Source organism: Flavobacterium cupriresistens (assembly GCF_020911925.1).
Taxonomy (GTDB): domain Bacteria; phylum Bacteroidota; class Bacteroidia; order Flavobacteriales; family Flavobacteriaceae; genus Flavobacterium; species Flavobacterium cupriresistens.
The window spans coordinates 3,805,908-3,824,049 of the sequence record NZ_CP087134.1; the positions used below are offsets into that span (position 1 = coordinate 3,805,908).

Consider the following 18,142-nt stretch of genomic DNA (forward strand, 5'->3'; position numbering starts at 1 on the left):
GCGTGAAAAAATATCATTAGCCTAATGACATTATGCTTCATCTGGAGGTAAATGATTGAGAGGTGCATCTTTGGTTTTAGCTAAAAGAACTGGGTGTAATTCGGCTAAAGCCATTAAATCTTGAACTACTTGTAATCCTCCAGCTGAAGCAGGAGGCTATTCAAAATGATACTTTTGCAAATATTTTAATTTTTACAGGAAATTTACATTATTATAATTCAGAAATGAGGATTGCTAATTTTTGCCAAAGGTTTTTGTTGGCCTGTTTTTCGTTCTATCATTGTAGGTTTTTCGTAATAATTCCAACGAGCTAAATTTCTTTTTGCGTGATTTTGCTACTACCACGTTTAGATTCACCCCAAATCTTAGCCCCTCAGAAACTCAGTAACTCAGAAACTTTAAAAAAAAATACACTCCAAAGTATCATCTTAAACGGTCGAGATTTAAGTCTAAAATAGTTACATAAATTAGTAAGCTTAATAGAGTTGGGGCAAAAAAAGCATTCCTATTTTAGAACTGATACAATGAAGCGTATAGTAGTTTGTTCTACGTTATTTTTTGGTTCCGTTTTTCTTTTCGAAAAAGCCGTTAAAAAAACCTTTACTTACTTTATTTTTATCATCTTTTCCGGTGGCTACAAGATGATCTACATATTCGGTGTACGTTTTTTTACGTTCTTCCAAAAAACCGATCAAATATTCCTCAGACGCATGAAGTCCACTCGCCTCTTCGATATGGATTAGTTTTTTGTATAGTGGTTCTATAAACTTAACGATCACTTCTTCCGGAACCGATTTTCGGGTTCCAAAGTACCCTACAATTTCTCCGTCTGAATCAGAAACAATTTTAAAATCTGTGATTACCCAATAGTATCTTCCGGTTTTAGACATGTTTTTGACTATAGCATGTATATTTTTATTACCCTTGATACTATCCCATAAAAATTTAAAAATAACTTTTGGCATATCCGGATGACGGATAACGTTGTGGGGCTGTCCGATAAGTTCAAACTCATCGTAGCCCGATACATCAATAAAAGCTTCGTTAGCATACAAAATAGTTCCTTTTGTATCTGTTTTGCTTAGTAATACTTTGGTTTTATTCCAATCAACTTCTCTGTCTGATGGATTCGGGCGGGTAATTCTGGTATCCATAAATCTCGTATTTTAAAATTAATATGCGACTCTTTTGTTGTGCATAAATAAATGCGCTGCGTATTAAATAGTATTCTAGTTCAGTTCTTCTTTTAAAATAGTTAACAAGCCTTTTGTTTTCTTAAAAACGGCTTCGAGCTCTTCCTCCAGCCAATCCGGTAAGGTGGCATCGTTGGCCAGTTTTAAATGCTGAATATCATTTGCAATATGAACGATCTTTTTATATTGAAAATCTAAATTTTTAGCATTGTGATTATCGCTGTGTTGGTTAAAAATTCGGGCAACTTCCTTTCCAAAATCAGTTTCTGTAATTTTATCAAATGAATTTACAGCTACGTCTTCTTTAAGGAAACTGTCAAACGATTTTTTTAAAGAATCGAGCATTGCATTGGTTGATTCAAAATCATATTTCGACATAAGATTAAATTTAAGTTATAATGGATTGAATTAATACCTACTACTAAATACAACTTAAAGTTAATTTGAAACTCTGGTGGCCGATTTACCGTGAATATCATTAACCAAATCATCTATTTTTTTGGCACTTTCACGCATCATTTCCAGGTAGTTTAATAGTTTATCATTATCGGTATGTCCTTTTGAGGCATCAATAAGTTTTAAAACTGAATCTACCGGAAGTCTTAAATCCTGTGCTGTTCTGTAAACAAAAACATTAAATTCATTATTAGAAGACAGTGTGCTGTATTTTGCAGAAGCCAATTTCATGTTTTCCAATTCGTACTCATCTGATATTTTTGAAATGTGATTCTGGCTGTGTTCTTTGAAATAATACGCCCAATACCCATTCATTAAAAATACAACTGCAGCTAATACTACGTGAATAATAAAAGTTTCTAAATCGAAATTTACCTGAGAAAAATACAACTGCAAACCTTTTGGATCATTAAAAACAGCATTCTGCATATAAGCCAGGGCTCCGTGATGCAGGACCACCAAAAGCGTAAGCGGAATTTGCAATTTCCAATTTTGATAAATAATTAAAATGGTACTGGCGATAAATACGGTAAAGTGCATTTCGAATAAACCGTGCATCTGATAAATGTATTGCGCCATAAAAATCGCTAACACTACTGACAAAACATACTGGTAAAAGTTCGATTTTTTAAAAAAGAATTTTGCCGAATAGTACAATAATAAATTAATGACACCTACTCCAACCCCAATTTCAAATGTATCGTACTTAAAGGCCAGGGCAATTCCGAGAAGAAAATAGGCTGCAAGCACATAATTAATAATCGTGTCTGACTTTTGTGTCATTGTTGACATAAAACTGTGTAGGTAATCTTGTTCATTCAAACTTGCTTTTGATTTCATAATTTTGGGTAATTTAGGTTGAGGGTTAGATTTATTTAGTGCATTTTGGTAACGAACATCCGTAAGCTCTCAGAGCTAAAGCATCAAATGAAGGGGTCTTGGTTTGTTTGAGCAAAGAATCAATTGCCATTTGTGCATAATTACTGTCGGCATTAGTACAATATCTGGTTTTATTGTAATTCCCTCGGTAGTATAAATTCTGTACTGGATCAATTATAACAGCTTGCGGAGTGGAGAAAACACCACACTTTTTGGCCATCGCTTCATCAAAATAGACAGGGATTTCAGCATCGAATTTTTTCTGTATTTCTTCAATCGTAAAGTTTTTGTGTTTGTTTAAGACCACAATTTTAAAATTAATACGGTCACCGTACTTTTTGATTAGTTCGCTAACGTGTGGTATATTAAATCGCGAACAAGGACAATCCGGATTAAAAAAATGAATAAATACAGGTTTGTTGTTGGTAACCCAGCATTTCCCTAAGTCAATTCGGGAGCCCATAGCAATGGTATGATAATTTTTAGGAATCGGAGTTGGCAAACTGTATTTGAACTCATTCTGCCAGAATAAAACAAGAATTGCGGAGAGCAATAAAGAAAACCATAAGCCAAGGAGTATTTTTTTTGCCATAAATAAGTAGTTTTGGGTATATAATTCTAATGATGTCTAAACAACTGTTAAGTAATTGGTTTTGTAAAAAACTAATTTTAACTTAAAAACAAATAAAAAACCTACACATTTACACGCTTAACCCCTAAAAACATTAATATTATCACAAAAAACCGATCATTTTGTTTAAGCTTATCAATGTTACGAATAAAATCGATAAACAACAAAAAAAATCAGTTAAAATGCAAATTTTGCCTATTAGATAAGAATTACCTTATTTTTTGTTTTATTTTTAAGCAAAATTACTTGCGTAAAAACCTACAAAAAACACAGCACATTAAAACATTTCTAAAAGTTTTGTTAAAAAACATGTTTTTCAGATCGTGCCGTTAAACCAATCATCTAAATCAGCATCTAAATCCAATTACTCACATCAACTTTATAAAATGACCTATTTTCAAAAAACAGCCAAAAATCGGCGCCAGAACAGCTCTAAGTCAATTTGAATAATAGTAAAATACTGTTTTTTAATAACTTAAATTAAATGTAAAGATTTGTACATACAAATGTTAAATAAAAGCTAACGCCATTTGGATTCGCTCCAAAAAGTTAAATTTGTACACTTACTAAAAACACTTACCCAAAAAATCTATTTACCTCAATTTTATGAAAGTAAAAAACCTAGTTTATGCCCTTCTGATTATCGGACTTGGAGGGTTTATTGCCTACCGAGTTGTATCTAATAAAAGTAAAAACGAAGAATCTAAAAAATTCGGCGATAAAGACAGTCCAACTACCGTAACAGGAATAGTGGTAAAAACGGCCACTTTTGATAATAATCTGTCCTTATCGGGATCTATTGAAGCTAATGAGCAAATAGAAATTCGAAGCGAAGTCTCCGGTATTGTTGAGAATATTTACTTTACTGAAGGTACTTTCGTAAACAAAGGTCAGGTGCTTTTTAAGGTAAATGATATTGAATTAAAAGCGCAATTGAGACAAGCTGTTACCAGAGAAAAATTAGCAGCGGAAAACGAAAGAAGAGCTAAATTACTACTCCAAAAAGAAGCGATAAGTCAGGAAGAATTTGATGTTGCCAATGCAGATTATGCATCAGCACAAGCTCAAAGCCAATTGATCAGAGCACAGATTTCAAAAACAGCTGTAAAAGCTCCTTTCTCAGGAAAAATTGGTTTGCGTTCTATTTCTCCGGGAACGTACATCACTCCTACTATACTCGTAGCAAAATTAGTGAACACAGGAAAATTAAAAATTACATTTTCAATTCCTGAAAAATATGCCTCACAAGTAGTGTCGGGCTCTAATATTGATTTTACAGTTTCGGGCTCAACAAAAGTTTATACAGCTAAAATATACGCCATTGAACCTGAAGTGGCTGTAGCAACACGTACTTTACAAATTCGTGCCATTGCAGATAATATCGACGGAAAACTTTTGCCGGGTACTTTTGCAGATGTGCAATTACCTCTTAATATTATCAAAGATGCGATCGTAGTTCCTTCAGAAGCTATTGTACCTGTTCAAAGTGGTAAAAAAGTGTATATCGCTAATATGGGTAAAGCTAAAGAAGTTATGGTTGATGCCACCACAAGAACAGATGCTTCGATTTTGATTTTATCCGGATTAAAGGCGGGTGATACCCTGCTGACAAGTGGTGTGATGTCATTAAAAAATGAAGCTCCAATAAAAGTTAAAGTAAAATAATTATAGATTTTGAAAATCGGTTTATGAGATAACAATCAAAAACCAACTACTTAAAATCTAAAATCTAAAAATCATAATGAGTTTATCTACTACTAGTATAAGAAGACCCGTTTTAACCATTGTACTGAACCTTTTGATTATTTTGTTCGGTTTTATTGGTTATACTTTTCTGGGTGTTCGCGAATTTCCTTCCATTGATCCGGCACAGGTTTCGATCAGAACCAATTATACCGGAGCCAATGCTGATATTATTGAATCCCAAATCACAGAACCTCTTGAAAAAGCTGTAAATGCCATTGACGGAATCAGAAATATAACTTCTTCCAGTAATCAGGGAAGCAGTAACATTACCATCGAGTTTAATCTGGACAAAGATCTGGAAGAGGCTGCAAATGACGTAAGAGATAAGGTTTCTCAGGCAGTGAGAAGTTTGCCGCAGGATATCGACGCACCGCCCGTAGTTTCTAAGGCTGATGCCGATAGTGATGCTATTATTTCGATGACCGTACAGAGTGACACCAGAAGCGCGTTGGAATTAAGTGATTATGCAGAAAATGTAATTTCACAACGTTTAGAAACGATTCCGGGAGTTAGTGGTGTGCAAATCTGGGGGCAAAAACGATATGCCATGCGTTTGTGGATAGATCCAGCAAAACTGGCAGCTTACGGTTGCACAGTAGCGGAAGTTCGAAATGCTTTAAACGCACAAAATGTGGAGTTACCTTCCGGAAAATTGACCGGAAATAACACCGAACTTACAGTAAAAACGGTTGGAAATCTCTCTAAACCGGAAGAATTCAACAATATCATTATTCGTACCGACGGTGATATCATTGTCAGGTTAAGTGACATTGGTGGTGCTGAATTAGGTCCGGAAAACATAGAAACAAAATTGAGTCAATCAGGCCTTCCGATGATTGGTTTGGCTATTGTTCCGATGCCGGGGGCTAATTACCTGGATATTTCGGCTGAATTCTACAAAAAATACGATGCCTTAAAAAAGGATCTACCAAAAGACATCAAACTTAATATTGCGCTGGATAATACTATTTTCGTTAAGAAATCAGTACTTGAAGTAGCGGAGACTTTAGGGATTTCAATTATTCTGGTAATTATTATTATTTACCTGTTTTTTAGAGACTGGGCCATTGCGTTCCGTCCTTTAATTGATATTCCGGTGTCTTTAATTGCGACATTTTTTATCATGTGGCTTTTTGGATTTTCAATCAATGTACTGACTCTTTTAGCTATTGTTTTGGCGACAGGTTTGGTGGTAGATGATGGAATTGTGGTAACGGAAAATATCTTTAAAAAGGTAGAAGAAGGCATGTCGCCTATTGAAGCGGCTATTAAAGGATCAAACGAAATTTTCTACGCTGTAATTTCGATTTCGGTGACTTTGGCGGCTGTGTTTTTACCTGTAATTTTCCTGGAAGGCTTTGTCGGCCGACTCTTTAGGGAATTTGGAGTTGTAATTGGTGCTGCTGTATTAATTTCGGCATTTGTATCATTGACTTTAACGCCAATGTTGAATGCTTACTTAATGAAAGGCGGCGAACAAAAAAAATCAAAATTCTATATTAAAACAGAACCTTTTTTCGAAAAGCTAAACAGCGGTTATGCGGATGCTCTAAACCGATTTATGGCGAAAAAATGGATCAGTTTTCCGATTCTAATTGCTTGTTTTGGATTAATTTATTTGTTTTTTACGATACTTCCAAAAGAAACGGCTCCTTATGACGACCGTAGCTCGGTAACCATGCGTATGACAACTCCTGAGGGCTCTTCGTATGAGTACACGGACCGTTTTATGCAGGAAATATCAAGATTGGTAGATGATTCTATTCCGGAGAAAAAAGTGAGTTTGGTGATAACCGCACCTGGTTTTGGAGCTTCTGCAACAAACACCGGTTTTATCAGACTATCTTTAAAAGAACCAAACGAAAGAAAATTGTCTCAAAAAGACATTGCGGACAAATTAACAAAATGGACGAAAAAATATCCGGATGCTAAAACATCAGTGATTCAACAACCTACTATTGCCGTAAACAGACGTGGTGGTTTGCCGATTCAATACATTATTCAAGCGCCCAATTTCGAAAAACTAAGAGAAAAAATCCCTTTGTTTATGGAAGAAGTGGGTAAAAGCGATGTTTTCTCTATTACCGATGTGAACTTGAAATTTAATAAACCGGAAATCAACGTTAGTATCGATCGTGCGAAAGCCGAGAGTTTAGGAATTTCTATTATCGATATTGCGCAGACTTTACAGCTTTCTTTAAGTGGTCAGCGTTTTGGTTATTTTATTAAAAACGGAAAACAATATCAGGTTATTGGTCAATTTGATCAAAAGGACCGTTCTAAGCCTCTTGATTTAACTTCCATGTTTGTTAAAAACAGCAAAGGAGAGCTTATTCAAATGGACAATGTTGTGAATATAGAGGAACAAAGTAATCCGCCTCAATTGTATCACAACAACCGTTATATGTCGGCTACTGTTTCTGCAGGTTTGGCGCCGGGCAAAAGTATCAGCGATGGTATTCAGGCTATGGATCAGATTAAAGCTAAAGTTTTAGATGATACTTTTACGACTGACTTAAGTGGAGAATCACGAGATTTTGTCGAAAGTAGCTCCAATACCTCTTTCGCGTTTGGATTGGCTTTGTTGTTGATCTTTTTAATTCTTGCCGCTCAGTTTGAAAGTTTTATCGATCCGCTTATCATCATCCTTACAGTGCCAATGGCTGTTGCAGGTGCCCTATTCTCTTTATGGTTATTCAATCAAACCTGGAATATTTTCAGTCAGATTGGAACGGTAATGCTTATTGGATTGGTAACTAAAAACGGTATTTTAATTGTTGAATTTGCGAATCAGCTAAGAGAGCAAGGAAAACCAAAACTGGAAGCTATTTTAGAAGCATCAGAAGCGCGTTTGCGTCCAATTCTAATGACGAGTTTGGCGATTGCTTTAGGAGCTTTGCCAATTGCAATGTCACTTGGAGCAGCATCAACGAGTAGAATCGGAATGGGAGTTGTTATTGTGGGTGGAACTATTTTCTCTTTGGCTCTAACTCTTTTTGTGATTCCGGCAATTTACCTGATGTGGTCTAAAGCCAGAAAACACTATCCGGAGTTTGATCATATTGACGAATACGAAAAAGAAAGTAAATAATTTATTAGTCAGGAATTCACTATTGCCAAAGTTTGAGCTGGTGAATTCCTGTCAAAAGAAAAACAAATATGAGTACTAAAATTTTATTCAGTAGTCTGCTAGTCTGCTTCTTCTGCCTCACAAAAGTACAAGCGCAAGAAGTTTTAACTATTGAAGATGCTATGAAAATAGCCTTGGAAAATAACTTTGAAATTAAGATTGCCAAAAACAACACGAAAATAAGTGAGACTAATGTTACGGTCGGAAACGCCGGAATGTTACCTACCGCAACAGCTTCGGTTACAGATAACAACAATATTCAGAATTCATCACAAACACGTCAGGATGGAACTTCAACATCATTAAAAAACGCTAAAAACAATAGTTTAAGCTACGGTGTAAGTCTGGGATGGACGGTTTTTGACGGAATGAAAATGTTTGCGAAATTGGATCAGTTAAAAGAACTTCAAAAACTGGGCGATTCAGAGCTTAAAAGAACCATTTTAATTAAGATTGGACAAGTAAATTCGGCTTATTATGACTTGGTGCAGCAGCAACAACAATTGGCTGCATTGGACACGACAATTGTAATTTCCAATCAAAGATTAACTTTAGCTAAAAATCGTTTTAGTATTGGTAAAGCCTCAAAATTAGAGGTTTTAAATGCTCAGGTGGATTTAAATTCGGATCAGGTGGCGTTGTTAAGACAAAAAGAATCGTATGCTAATGCCAAAATTTTATTGAACCAGTATTTAGCACGTGATTCAAGAATAAATTTTAAAGTAACTGATTTAGTGACTGTTGATAATAAGTTAATTTTAAATGACTTAGTAGATTTAGCTCAAAAACAGAATCCGGCATTAGAAGCGCAGGTTATAAACAAACGCATAGCCGAATTACAGTTGAAACAAGTCAAAGCAGATCGTTATCCAATTGTGAGGCTGACTTCGGGTTATAATTTTAACGAAAGTGAATCGAGTTTAGGATTTACCAGCGCTACTTCTTCCCGAGGTTTAAATTATGGTTTTAATGCTACACTGAATATTTTTGACGGCTTTAATCAGCATCGAAATGAAAAAGTAGCTAAACTGCAGATTGAGAATTCTCAAATTGCCATCGAGCAGCAAAATATGGTTTTGAATACACAGTTAAGTACTGCTTTTCAGACGTATTTGACCAATTTAGAATTGATTGGTCTTGAGGAAAACAACGAAGCAATCGCTAAACAAAACTTAGAGATTACGCTGGATAAATTCAAAATCGGAACGATCACTACCATTGATTTCAGAACAGCTCAGCTTAATTATGTAAACGCAAAGGTACGTTACAGCAATGCCCAATATCAGGCAAAATTATCTGAAATTGCACTAAAAGAATTGGCGGGAAATATGAATTTTTAATTTAAATTTGTTTCAAAACAAACTTAAATGATTTCATATAATACTAAAGAATGGTTTTCTTTTATCTTTCATTTTCATAAATCAGATACCGTTCGAAAATTATTTCCAATTATGCTTGCGATCGGAGTTTACGCGGGAGCGGTTGGATATGTTGAACTTGAATATTTTAAAGTCACTAAAAATGACTACATCCAGAACATTCCTATTATGCATGGAATGCTTGGTTTTGTAATATCCCTATTACTTGTTTTCAGAACCAACACAGCTTATGATCGTTGGTGGGAAGGCAGAAAGCTTTGGGGCGCACTTGTAAACAACAGTCGTAATTTAGCGATAAAACTTTCCGCTATTTTAAAAGAAGAAAACGACAGGAAATTTTTCCGTAAGATTATACCAACTTATGCTTCTGTTTTGCAGAAGCATTTGAACAATGAGGATACCGGTAAACAGCTTTTTGAAGATGTAGATTTAGAAATTGATCATCAAAAACACAAACCGAATCAGGTAAAAAGAATTATGTATCAAAAAATCAATGATTTGTATGATGCTAAAAAAATTACCGGAGATCAGCTGATTATTTTAAACGAAGAATTACAATCTTTTACCGATATTTGTGGTGCCTGCGAGCGCATCAAAAACACGCCTATCCCCTACTCTTACAGTGCTTTCATCAAGAAATTCATCTTTTTTTATACAATGACATTGCCTTTTGGATATGCAGTAAGTTTAGGATATTACGTAGCGCCGGTGGTTGTTTTTATCTTTTACGTTTTAGCCAGTTTAGAGCTTATTGCAGAAGAAATTGAAGATCCTTTTGGTGATGATGAGAATGATTTGCCGATCAGAAAGATTTCGGAAAATATCAAAAAACACGTGGAAGAACTGATTTAAATCCCCTTACAAAGTAGTGTAGCAACTCATTACAAACAGATTACAAAATGCTTGTGTTAAATTTGTTGCATCATTATAACGTTGAAAGGTAAATTTATACGGCAAAAAACAAAAAAATTGTTTCCAACTCCGCTGATCAATCCTTATATTTACACCCTTATTCAAGAATAAAAAAGTTAACATGAAAATATCTTACAACTGGTTAAAACAATTCATTAAGACAGACTGGACCTCTGAACAAACATCAGAATTACTTACAGATTTAGGTCTGGAAGTCGAAGTTGTTGAAAAATATGAATCCATTAAAGGTGGTTTACAAGGAATTGTTGTAGGACACGTGCTTACCTGTGAAAAACATCCCGATGCTGACAGACTAAACGTTACGACTGTAAATATCGGATTGGAAGCTCCTATACAGATTGTTTGTGGAGCTGCAAATGTTGCTGCCGGACAAAAAGTAGCAGTTGCTACTATCGGAACAGTTTTGTATGATAAAGACGGTGGAGAATTCACCATTAAAAAAGGAAAAATTCGTGGACAGGAAAGCCACGGAATGATCTGTGCAGAAGACGAATTAGGTCTTGGCACAAGTCATGACGGAATCATGGTTTTAGATGAAAAATTAGTACCTGGAACTCCGGGTTCTAAAGTTTTTGATATCGTAAGCGACGAAGTTTTCGAAATTGGATTGACACCTAACCGTGCCGATGCCATGAGCCATTATGGAACAGCGCGTGATCTGAGAGCCGGAATGCTGCAACGTGGCGTAAACATCGAATTAATTACACCTTCTGTAAGCAATTTCAGAGTGGATATGCGTACCCTTAAAATTGATGTGGTTGTTGAAGAGCCTCTTTTAGCTCCAAGATATTGTGGTGTTACGATTTCGGGAATCACTGTTGGAGAATCTCCAAGCTGGTTGCAAGATCGTCTAAAAGCGATCGGATTAGCTCCAAAAAATAATATTGTTGACGTTACCAATTATGTTTTACATGAATTGGGACAACCTTTGCACGCTTTTGATGCTGCAAAAGTCAACGGAAAAATAAGTGTAAAAACATTGGCTGAGGGTACAAAATTTACAACCTTAGATGATGTGGAAAGAACATTGCATGCAGAAGACTTGATGATCTGCGATGAAAAAGGACCACTTTGCATTGCCGGTGTTTTTGGAGGAAAAAAATCAGGAGTTTCTGAAGGAACTACTTCTATTTTCCTTGAAAGTGCCTATTTTGATGCGGTTAGTGTTCGTAAGACAGCCAAAAGACATCAGTTAAATACAGATGCTTCTTTTAGATTTGAAAGAGGAATTGATCCGACTATTACAGAATATGCTTTAAAACGTGCTGCTCTTTTAATTCAGGAAGTTGCAGGTGGAAAAATCACCTCTGATGTAATTGAGGTGTATCCTAAAAAGGTAGAGGATTTTTCTGTTTTATTGAACTTTAGTCATGTTTATAAAATTATCGGTCAGGAAATTCCAAAAGATACGATCAAAAAAATACTGGTTTCTTTAGATATCAAAGTAAACAGTGTTTCTGATTCCGGTTTGGGATTAACGATTCCTGCTTACCGTGTGGATGTACAACGTGAAATTGATGTAATTGAAGAAATTTTAAGAGTATACGGTTACAACAATATCGAGTTTTCGAAGAAGTTTAATGCTACGGTTGCAAACTCACCAAGAACAGAAGATTACAAAGTGCAGAACTTAATCGGCTCACAATTAAACTCGCAAGGTTTTCATGAAATGATGGCCAATTCTTTAACAACAGCTGCTTATACAAAACTATCGGCTATGTTAAAAGAAGAGCATAATGTTACCATGCTTAATCCGTTGAGTAGTGACTTGGCAACTATGCGTCAATCTTTGCTGTTTTCTGCTTTGGAAGCGATTTCATACAACATCAACAGAAAAAGTTCTGATTTGAAATTGTTTGAATTTGGAAAAACCTATCATAAATTCCTTAACGGTTATGAGGAGCACAAACATTTAACGTTATCGATTTCCGGAGACAGAAATAAAGAAAGCTGGACAAGCCCTCAAAAAGCTACAGATTTCTTTTTGTTGAAAGGATATGTTAAAGCTATTCTAGCTCGTTTAGGAATCGATAAAATATCTAATAATCCTGTGCAGTCTGATATTTTCTCTGAAGGAACATCTATCTGTTACAACAATGATGTATTAGTTGAAATGGGTGTGATTAAAAAACCGATCCTAAAACATTTCGGAATCAAACAAGATGTTTATTTTGCTGATTTCAACTGGGATTTGGTATTGAAAATTATTACCGGAAAAATCAAATACACCGAAATTCCAAAGTATCCGGAAGTTCGTAGAGATTTGGCTTTGTTAATCGATCAGAAAACAACATACGAGAGTGTTTATAATTTGGCGAAACAAACGGAAAAAACACTTTTGAAAGATGTGAATTTGTTTGATGTTTATGAAGGTAAAAATCTTCCGGAAGGTAAAAAATCATACGCTTTGAGTTTTACGATTCAGGATCATACTAAGACACTTACAGATGTTCAGATTGATAAAATCATGTCGAAATTACAACATGCATTTGAGACCGAACTTGGAGCAAGTTTAAGATAAAAAAGGACTTTCTTGTTATAATTAAATCCGACAGTTTTTAAAGAACTGTCGGATTTTTTTTTAAGACGCAAATCGCTCATAAGCATTCTTTAGTTTTTCATCGTATTTGTTTGTTCTATAACCTTCGCCGTTGTACTTAAGGGCAAACTCAACCCATTTTTGGTTTCTTAAAACCGAAATCAGATTATTCTCTTTCAAAAAGAACCCGAAAGCTTTTAAATGTTCCCCCTCATTTAGATTCATTTTTTCTGTAAATTCGTTTATGTTCGCATATCCGATAGAAACAGCATTAAATCCCATAACCTGAAAGAGCCCCCAAGAGGTCGAGCATTTTGCAGCGTCACTAAAATTTGGATCCGAGTTTAAATTCATCGCTTTTTCTAAACGAGTATACTCTCCTTCCCCACCAACATAATACTTTTTGGTATAATCCTGATAGAGAATATTGGCCGTATTTGAATTGACATAAGCTTGACTATTGATGCCTCTCTTTTTTAATTCCCTCCAGAAAACATGGCCTTCAAACAGAATTTTTGGCCTCCCGTCTACCAGAAAACCTTTGCCATTGCTTTCAACCTGATTTACCGCTTTAACAACTGCTAATTCAAGATTATGGTCGTTCGAGAAATCAATAAGATCTTGCTCCGAAAGTAATTTGTTATTGGATAAAGATCCGGCATCACTTTGTTCCAAAAGCATTGACCAGGTCTTTAGTCCCACAATTCCATCGACTACCAGATTGTTGTTTAACTGAAAATCCTTTACTGCTTTATCCGTTTCAACGCCAAAATAGTCTGAAACGATAACGCTGTAATTGCGTTTTGTGAGTAATTCGTTTAAGTAATACACCTCACTTGATTTTACTCCAAATTTTATAGTTCTCATGGCTTTACTTGATTATCGTTATTTTGGAAGAGGTTGAGAAATCAAAAACTTCATTTTTGGATTTTACCAAATTGTCGTTTTTGTCAAAATAATTTGTTTTATACGAGATTAGAGTCGAATTTATCCCTGTATTTTTGACAATGAAATTAAAGAGGATCGGAGTCGAAAATTCCGATTTTAAGCGTTCAATGCTGAATTTACTTCCAGATTCCAGAACCGTTAACTCTACCGTAATTTTACTTGTAGCCGCGGCCTGCTTTTTTATTTCGATCTGAATATAACGATTGTAGTCTGTAGATTGCGAAACGATCTGATTGAATTCGGAGCTAATATTTTCAATGTTTTCAAAATCAAAAAATACGTTTTCTAAATTCCCTGATGCACTACTGGGATTGAGAACAACACTGTCCAAAACCTTGCTATCGTTACTGATTAACTGCGGATAACTATTGAAAAAGGTACTGTTAAAATACGTTGCGTTTTGATTGTAAACCAAAAGAATAGAATTGAGTCTGCAACTGGAAAAGGACTGATTTTTAATTTGAATCTTCTTCAAATCATTATCTATCGAAGCAGCGATTATTTCTCCAATCGTTTTTTCAATATTCAATTCAATGACACTGGTGTCTTTTATTTCTTTATGTTTAAAATTAATATTAGCAAACTGTGATATGGTGTTGTTCAAAGCGTTGATCATTATACTTGCTTCGGCCAGATTTTCAGTAGAGAGATTGAACAGAAAATGTTTCCCGTCTACATTAATATCTGATTTTTGCAAAAAATAATTTCCGCTCACCTCGTACTCGGCTTCAATGTCATTTGGGAAAAGAAACTGAACTTTATTGAAATAATCGGTCGTGTCTCCATCAATAAAATTATTGTTTAAAAGTGCTATTTTTAGCTTTGCCAAATCAAATTCGGAAAGATTTGGGCCAATAGCAAACTGGAAACTAATTTTTGAGATTTCTTCCGAAGAACCTACACCGTCTTCAAAGGCGTGAAAAATAGTCGAAATACATGGTTTTAAAGTATCTAAATCTTTAGAAAGACTGTACATTTTAGAAATCAGTAAAAAGGTATTGGGTTGCACCATCGATTTATAAATCGAAAGTTTGCTGAAATTTATTCCGGCGACAAATATTTGTTTGAACTGAGAAAAGTCTTCATTCAGATTAAAAGGATTAACAATAAACCCTCCATCGGCTGTTTTGTAAAGACTGGTTGCGGGTTCTTTTGAAACAGCATACCCTACGGTCTTATTTACCTTTAATAAAAAAGTGCTTTTAACCAATTCTGCCTGAATGGAAGTGTCGATATTATTCTCTCTTTGAATTTCGGTAATGGATTTGCTTGAAATCATGCTTTTTGCAGGTCCTGCTTTCACGAGCAAAGGACTGCTTATCAAATTTGCTTTTGTTGAAAGTGTTTTAGGAGCCACTAAATCACTTTTGATCGCCATTTTAGTATTGATTAAGGAAATATCTCTGGCAAACAAAAGGTTTCTTCTGTACTTGGAGTATCCTTTAAAATCGAAGAACAAATCGATATTACATTTGGCGCTTTCAATTTGCGAGATGAGATTGAAATAGGCAATTTTTACGGCTTCATCTTTTAGGTCAAATTGTATTTCTTTGGTTAAGGTATTAATTACGCCATTGATTCTGACCAGGTCTCCGTTTACTTTCAGATTTAGTATTGCTTCTCTTAAGTTTAAAGCAATATTCCTCTGATTGCTGCTTACTTGTTTGTTTTTGATGTTGTATTTTAAAGTAACATAGCCAAGTAAGCCGCTTTTGTTCCCGGATTTATCCAGTACGTTTTCGTAATAGAACACCGTGTTGTTGTTTGGTGTAAGTTCTATTTCGGGAAAAAACAAGGTAATATCTGGATTGTTATAATCTTTGAAAGTGGAGTTTTCGTTTATTACGGTATCGTTTTCAATCAATGGAAAATAAATATCCAAGGGTATCAGGATGATCTCCGGTCTTATGTTTATCGAATGAATTACAGGATGTTCGATAACTTTAAAATCAGCTACTTTGACACTGGGTGCAACCGTAAATGAAGCACTGGGTTTTGCCGGTTCGAGGTTGAATCTGTTGGTGGGAACCAGTTTTGTTCCTTCAAGTTTGAATGTATTTAAATCTGGCATGATGTTTCATTTTAATGATTAATTAGGTTTAGAAAACAAAAGGGACAAAATGTCCCCTTTGTTTGTTTAGAAAAAAACTATTCCATAAATGGCGCTCTGATTTTTTCTATGTCCGCATTTTGAGCAGCAGTTCCTGTTGGGATTTCGAATAAAACATCCCCTTCTAAATAATCAATTTTTTGATAATCCGTAGAGATACTTACCTTTTTGGCTTTTTTACCAATTTTACCGTTACAAGTATATTTTACTTTGTATTCAGTTGGTTTTATGGTATAATCTAATTCATACCAAGCTCTGTAAGGTATTGCGTCTTCAAAATTGTCAGCTGTAAATTTGAATTTTTTGCTTGACATTTTGTCTACTTTTAAGGTAACCTCCAAAGTATCACATTCAAAAAGTTCTTCGGTAGACAATGTATAATTGATCATGTTCATCACCGGTAGTGGTACGAAGACTTTGGTTCCTTCAAATTCAAATTCTCTGGTGGTATCTTTTAATTTGATTCTCTTGTCTTTCTCGTACATTACTTCTTGTCTTACTTTAATTTTGGTCGAACCATTGTTTTTCACAAAATCAAAGACAAAAGCATTTTTCTCTTTGGATTTATCATTCCATGTTGCCGGGAAAATAGCGTCAATTTCTTTACCGGATTTGCTCGTATTTTTCACATACGGAGTACCTTCAGGTGCAATCATTCTTCCGGAGCTTTTCCAGATTATTTTTCCTTTTGAATCTGGATAACCAACTTCGATAGAAACCTGGCTCACTGGACTGTCGTTTACAATATCGCTGTCTTTGTCCAGTTTAATCAAACCACCGTTTAAGGACGCAATTACCTGAACTTTAGAAAAATCTTCATCAAGCTGAATCTCAGTGATGTATTTTTTTAGTTCTGCTTTTGCTTCAGCTCCTGATTTTAAAGTCAAAGGAGTCAGATTTCCACTGATTTTTGAATCTAAAACTTCAATGGCAGAGAATTTAATTTCATCGGTAAATTTTACTTCTCTAATTTGAGTTCCGGATTTTAAGCTTACTCCTACGCTGCCCAGTCCAAATAGCACTCTAAAGAATCCTCCTGGTTTTTCCGGTGTAGATGCCGGAGTAAATTGTTTTTCAGGAGCATCAAAAATTTGTTTTTGTACCATTTGAAAAGCAAAATCTCTTTGTTTGGTTAAAAGTGCTTCTTCTACTTTTTTTCTTTCCTCGTTAGAGAATTGGTTGTCTGTGATGATTTCACTGATGATTCCACCTTGAGTTAAGATTTTCTCATACTCATGTTCCCAGTTTACATCAACAAATGACCAGCTGGCATTTACTTTAGCAGAAAAATAAGTGTGTACTTTTTTGACATCTACAGTAGTTTTAATAGTTGTTGTTGGCATGTATCCTTTGTACTTGATACTGTTCTCGACAACCAGGTTATTGGTTCCTGTTTCTAAAGCGCCTTTCACTAAGGAAGCACTGTTACGTCCCATTAATACAGACAATGCGTTATCTCCAAGTCCAAAAGTACTTCCGTTTCCTTCTCCCTGAATATTAAACGTCCATGGATTAGCCCCTCCAAAAGGATTGTTTGGAGACTTCTCTCCTACTATATGCATGGCAATTTTGTTCTCTGTTAACTGTATCGGTCTAACGTTTGTTTCGTTAAAATCTCTGTCAACTCCTTTTAGGAAAGAAAACAATCCAAAAAGTTTTGAAGTTCTTTGATTGTTATAGCTCGTGTGAAGCTTTGTTTTCAATTTATCGATTGCTTTCTTTAATAAAGCTTCCGGTAAATCTATAGTGCTTGTCAATGTAGTATAAGCTCCTGCTTCTTCTTCCAGTCCTTCTGCACCGATTACGGTTGAGGAATCTCCTTCTGATTTAAAAACCTGCATAGAGAATTTGAATCTTCCGTCAGGGTGTTTCGCCAGGCGTGGTGCTTTTGGATAATAATAAAACTGCATTGGTAATCCCGCGTCTCTCAATAACATATTGTTGGGATCTGGTGAAAAAAGGACTGCAAAATCTGCTCCATCTTCTTTTTCTAAAAGGATTTCTACTGTTCCGGCTCCTGCATGTGGGTAACCTAGAGGTGTTGGTTGTGACATAATTAAATAATTTAAAGTTTTACATTTTTAATTGGCTCTTTTTTTTGAGTTTCGCCTGACTCATTTGTTCGAAAAAAGGAACGATGTAAAATTGTATCATTAGAAATTATCCTGTAACAGCGCTTTAGCCCAAATTTTTAAATA

General features: G+C 35.1%; 12 protein-coding genes. 5 read left to right on the top strand and 7 right to left on the bottom strand.

Going from position 1 to position 18,142, the window contains the following annotated elements:
* Positions 1-551: 551 nt before the first annotated feature.
* The 4 genes from LNP23_RS16180 to LNP23_RS16195 all read right to left on the bottom strand — a co-directional run bounded on the left by LNP23_RS16180 (position 552) and on the right by LNP23_RS16195 (position 3,120).
* The gene (locus LNP23_RS16180; protein WP_047775258.1) at positions 552-1,154 is read right to left on the bottom strand and encodes a PAS domain-containing protein; all 603 of its coding nucleotides are present in this window, start codon (positions 1,152-1,154) and stop codon (positions 552-554) included.
* Positions 1,155-1,229: 75 nt separating this feature from the next.
* Positions 1,230-1,571, bottom strand: a complete 342-nt coding sequence (locus tag LNP23_RS16185) for a hypothetical protein (RefSeq protein WP_230001968.1) — start codon at positions 1,569-1,571, stop codon at positions 1,230-1,232.
* A gap of 60 nt (positions 1,572-1,631) precedes the next feature.
* On the bottom strand, positions 1,632-2,489 hold the full coding sequence (locus tag LNP23_RS16190) for a hypothetical protein (protein ID WP_047775262.1): 858 nt from the start codon (positions 2,487-2,489) through the stop codon (positions 1,632-1,634).
* A gap of 31 nt (positions 2,490-2,520) precedes the next feature.
* Positions 2,521-3,120, bottom strand: coding sequence for a peroxiredoxin family protein (locus LNP23_RS16195; RefSeq protein ID WP_047775264.1), 600 nt, complete (start codon positions 3,118-3,120; stop codon positions 2,521-2,523).
* 645 nt (positions 3,121-3,765) lie between these two features.
* On the opposite strand from LNP23_RS16195, the gene LNP23_RS16200 reads away from it, so the two are divergent.
* The 5 genes from LNP23_RS16200 (at position 3,766) to pheT (ending at position 12,868) form a co-directional block, all read left to right on the top strand.
* Positions 3,766-4,824 carry an efflux RND transporter periplasmic adaptor subunit gene (locus LNP23_RS16200; RefSeq protein ID WP_047775266.1) on the top strand — a complete coding sequence of 353 codons (1,059 nt, stop codon included), beginning with the start codon at positions 3,766-3,768 and terminating at the stop codon, positions 4,822-4,824.
* Between the two features lie 76 nt (positions 4,825-4,900).
* The gene (locus tag LNP23_RS16205; protein ID WP_047775267.1) at positions 4,901-7,996 is read left to right on the top strand and encodes an efflux RND transporter permease subunit; all 3,096 of its coding nucleotides are present in this window, start codon (positions 4,901-4,903) and stop codon (positions 7,994-7,996) included.
* Positions 7,997-8,064: 68 nt separating this feature from the next.
* Entirely contained in the window at positions 8,065-9,375 is a 1,311-nt protein-coding gene (locus LNP23_RS16210) for a TolC family protein (protein ID WP_230001969.1), read from the top strand.
* Between the two features lie 27 nt (positions 9,376-9,402).
* A complete protein-coding gene (locus LNP23_RS16215; RefSeq protein ID WP_047775270.1) occupies positions 9,403-10,266 on the top strand; it encodes a bestrophin family protein in 864 nt (287 codons plus the stop codon).
* Positions 10,267-10,447: 181 nt separating this feature from the next.
* Entirely contained in the window at positions 10,448-12,868 is a 2,421-nt protein-coding gene (gene pheT, locus LNP23_RS16220; protein WP_047775272.1) for a phenylalanine--tRNA ligase subunit beta, read from the top strand.
* A gap of 60 nt (positions 12,869-12,928) precedes the next feature.
* Here the strand turns inward: pheT and LNP23_RS16225 are convergent, their stop codons facing one another.
* The 3 genes from LNP23_RS16225 to LNP23_RS16235 all read right to left on the bottom strand — a co-directional run bounded on the left by LNP23_RS16225 (position 12,929) and on the right by LNP23_RS16235 (position 17,998).
* Positions 12,929-13,753 (bottom strand): N-acetylmuramidase domain-containing protein, encoded by an 825-nt coding sequence (locus LNP23_RS16225; RefSeq protein ID WP_230001970.1) that lies wholly within the window; start codon positions 13,751-13,753, stop codon positions 12,929-12,931.
* Between the two features lie 4 nt (positions 13,754-13,757).
* Positions 13,758-15,905, bottom strand: coding sequence for a hypothetical protein (locus tag LNP23_RS16230; RefSeq protein ID WP_230001971.1), 2,148 nt, complete (start codon positions 15,903-15,905; stop codon positions 13,758-13,760).
* A gap of 77 nt (positions 15,906-15,982) precedes the next feature.
* Positions 15,983-17,998: a hypothetical protein gene (locus LNP23_RS16235; RefSeq protein ID WP_230001972.1), complete on the bottom strand. Its 2,016-nt coding sequence runs from the start codon at positions 17,996-17,998 to the stop codon at positions 15,983-15,985.
* Between the last annotated feature and the right edge of the window lie 144 nt (positions 17,999-18,142).

Coding starts and splice junctions, on each gene's coding strand:
- LNP23_RS16180 (WP_047775258.1), bottom strand. CDS start 1,154: ATGGATACCAGAATTACCCGCCCGAATCCATCAGACAGAGAAGTTGAT.
- LNP23_RS16185 (WP_230001968.1), bottom strand. CDS start 1,571: ATGTCGAAATATGATTTTGAATCAACCAATGCAATGCTCGATTCTTTA.
- LNP23_RS16190 (WP_047775262.1), bottom strand. CDS start 2,489: ATGAAATCAAAAGCAAGTTTGAATGAACAAGATTACCTACACAGTTTT.
- LNP23_RS16195 (WP_047775264.1), bottom strand. CDS start 3,120: ATGGCAAAAAAAATACTCCTTGGCTTATGGTTTTCTTTATTGCTCTCC.
- LNP23_RS16200 (WP_047775266.1), top strand. CDS start 3,766: ATGAAAGTAAAAAACCTAGTTTATGCCCTTCTGATTATCGGACTTGGA.
- LNP23_RS16205 (WP_047775267.1), top strand. CDS start 4,901: ATGAGTTTATCTACTACTAGTATAAGAAGACCCGTTTTAACCATTGTA.
- LNP23_RS16210 (WP_230001969.1), top strand. CDS start 8,065: ATGAGTACTAAAATTTTATTCAGTAGTCTGCTAGTCTGCTTCTTCTGC.
- LNP23_RS16215 (WP_047775270.1), top strand. CDS start 9,403: ATGATTTCATATAATACTAAAGAATGGTTTTCTTTTATCTTTCATTTT.
- pheT (WP_047775272.1), top strand. CDS start 10,448: ATGAAAATATCTTACAACTGGTTAAAACAATTCATTAAGACAGACTGG.
- LNP23_RS16225 (WP_230001970.1), bottom strand. CDS start 13,753: ATGAGAACTATAAAATTTGGAGTAAAATCAAGTGAGGTGTATTACTTA.
- LNP23_RS16230 (WP_230001971.1), bottom strand. CDS start 15,905: ATGCCAGATTTAAATACATTCAAACTTGAAGGAACAAAACTGGTTCCC.
- LNP23_RS16235 (WP_230001972.1), bottom strand. CDS start 17,998: ATGTCACAACCAACACCTCTAGGTTACCCACATGCAGGAGCCGGAACA.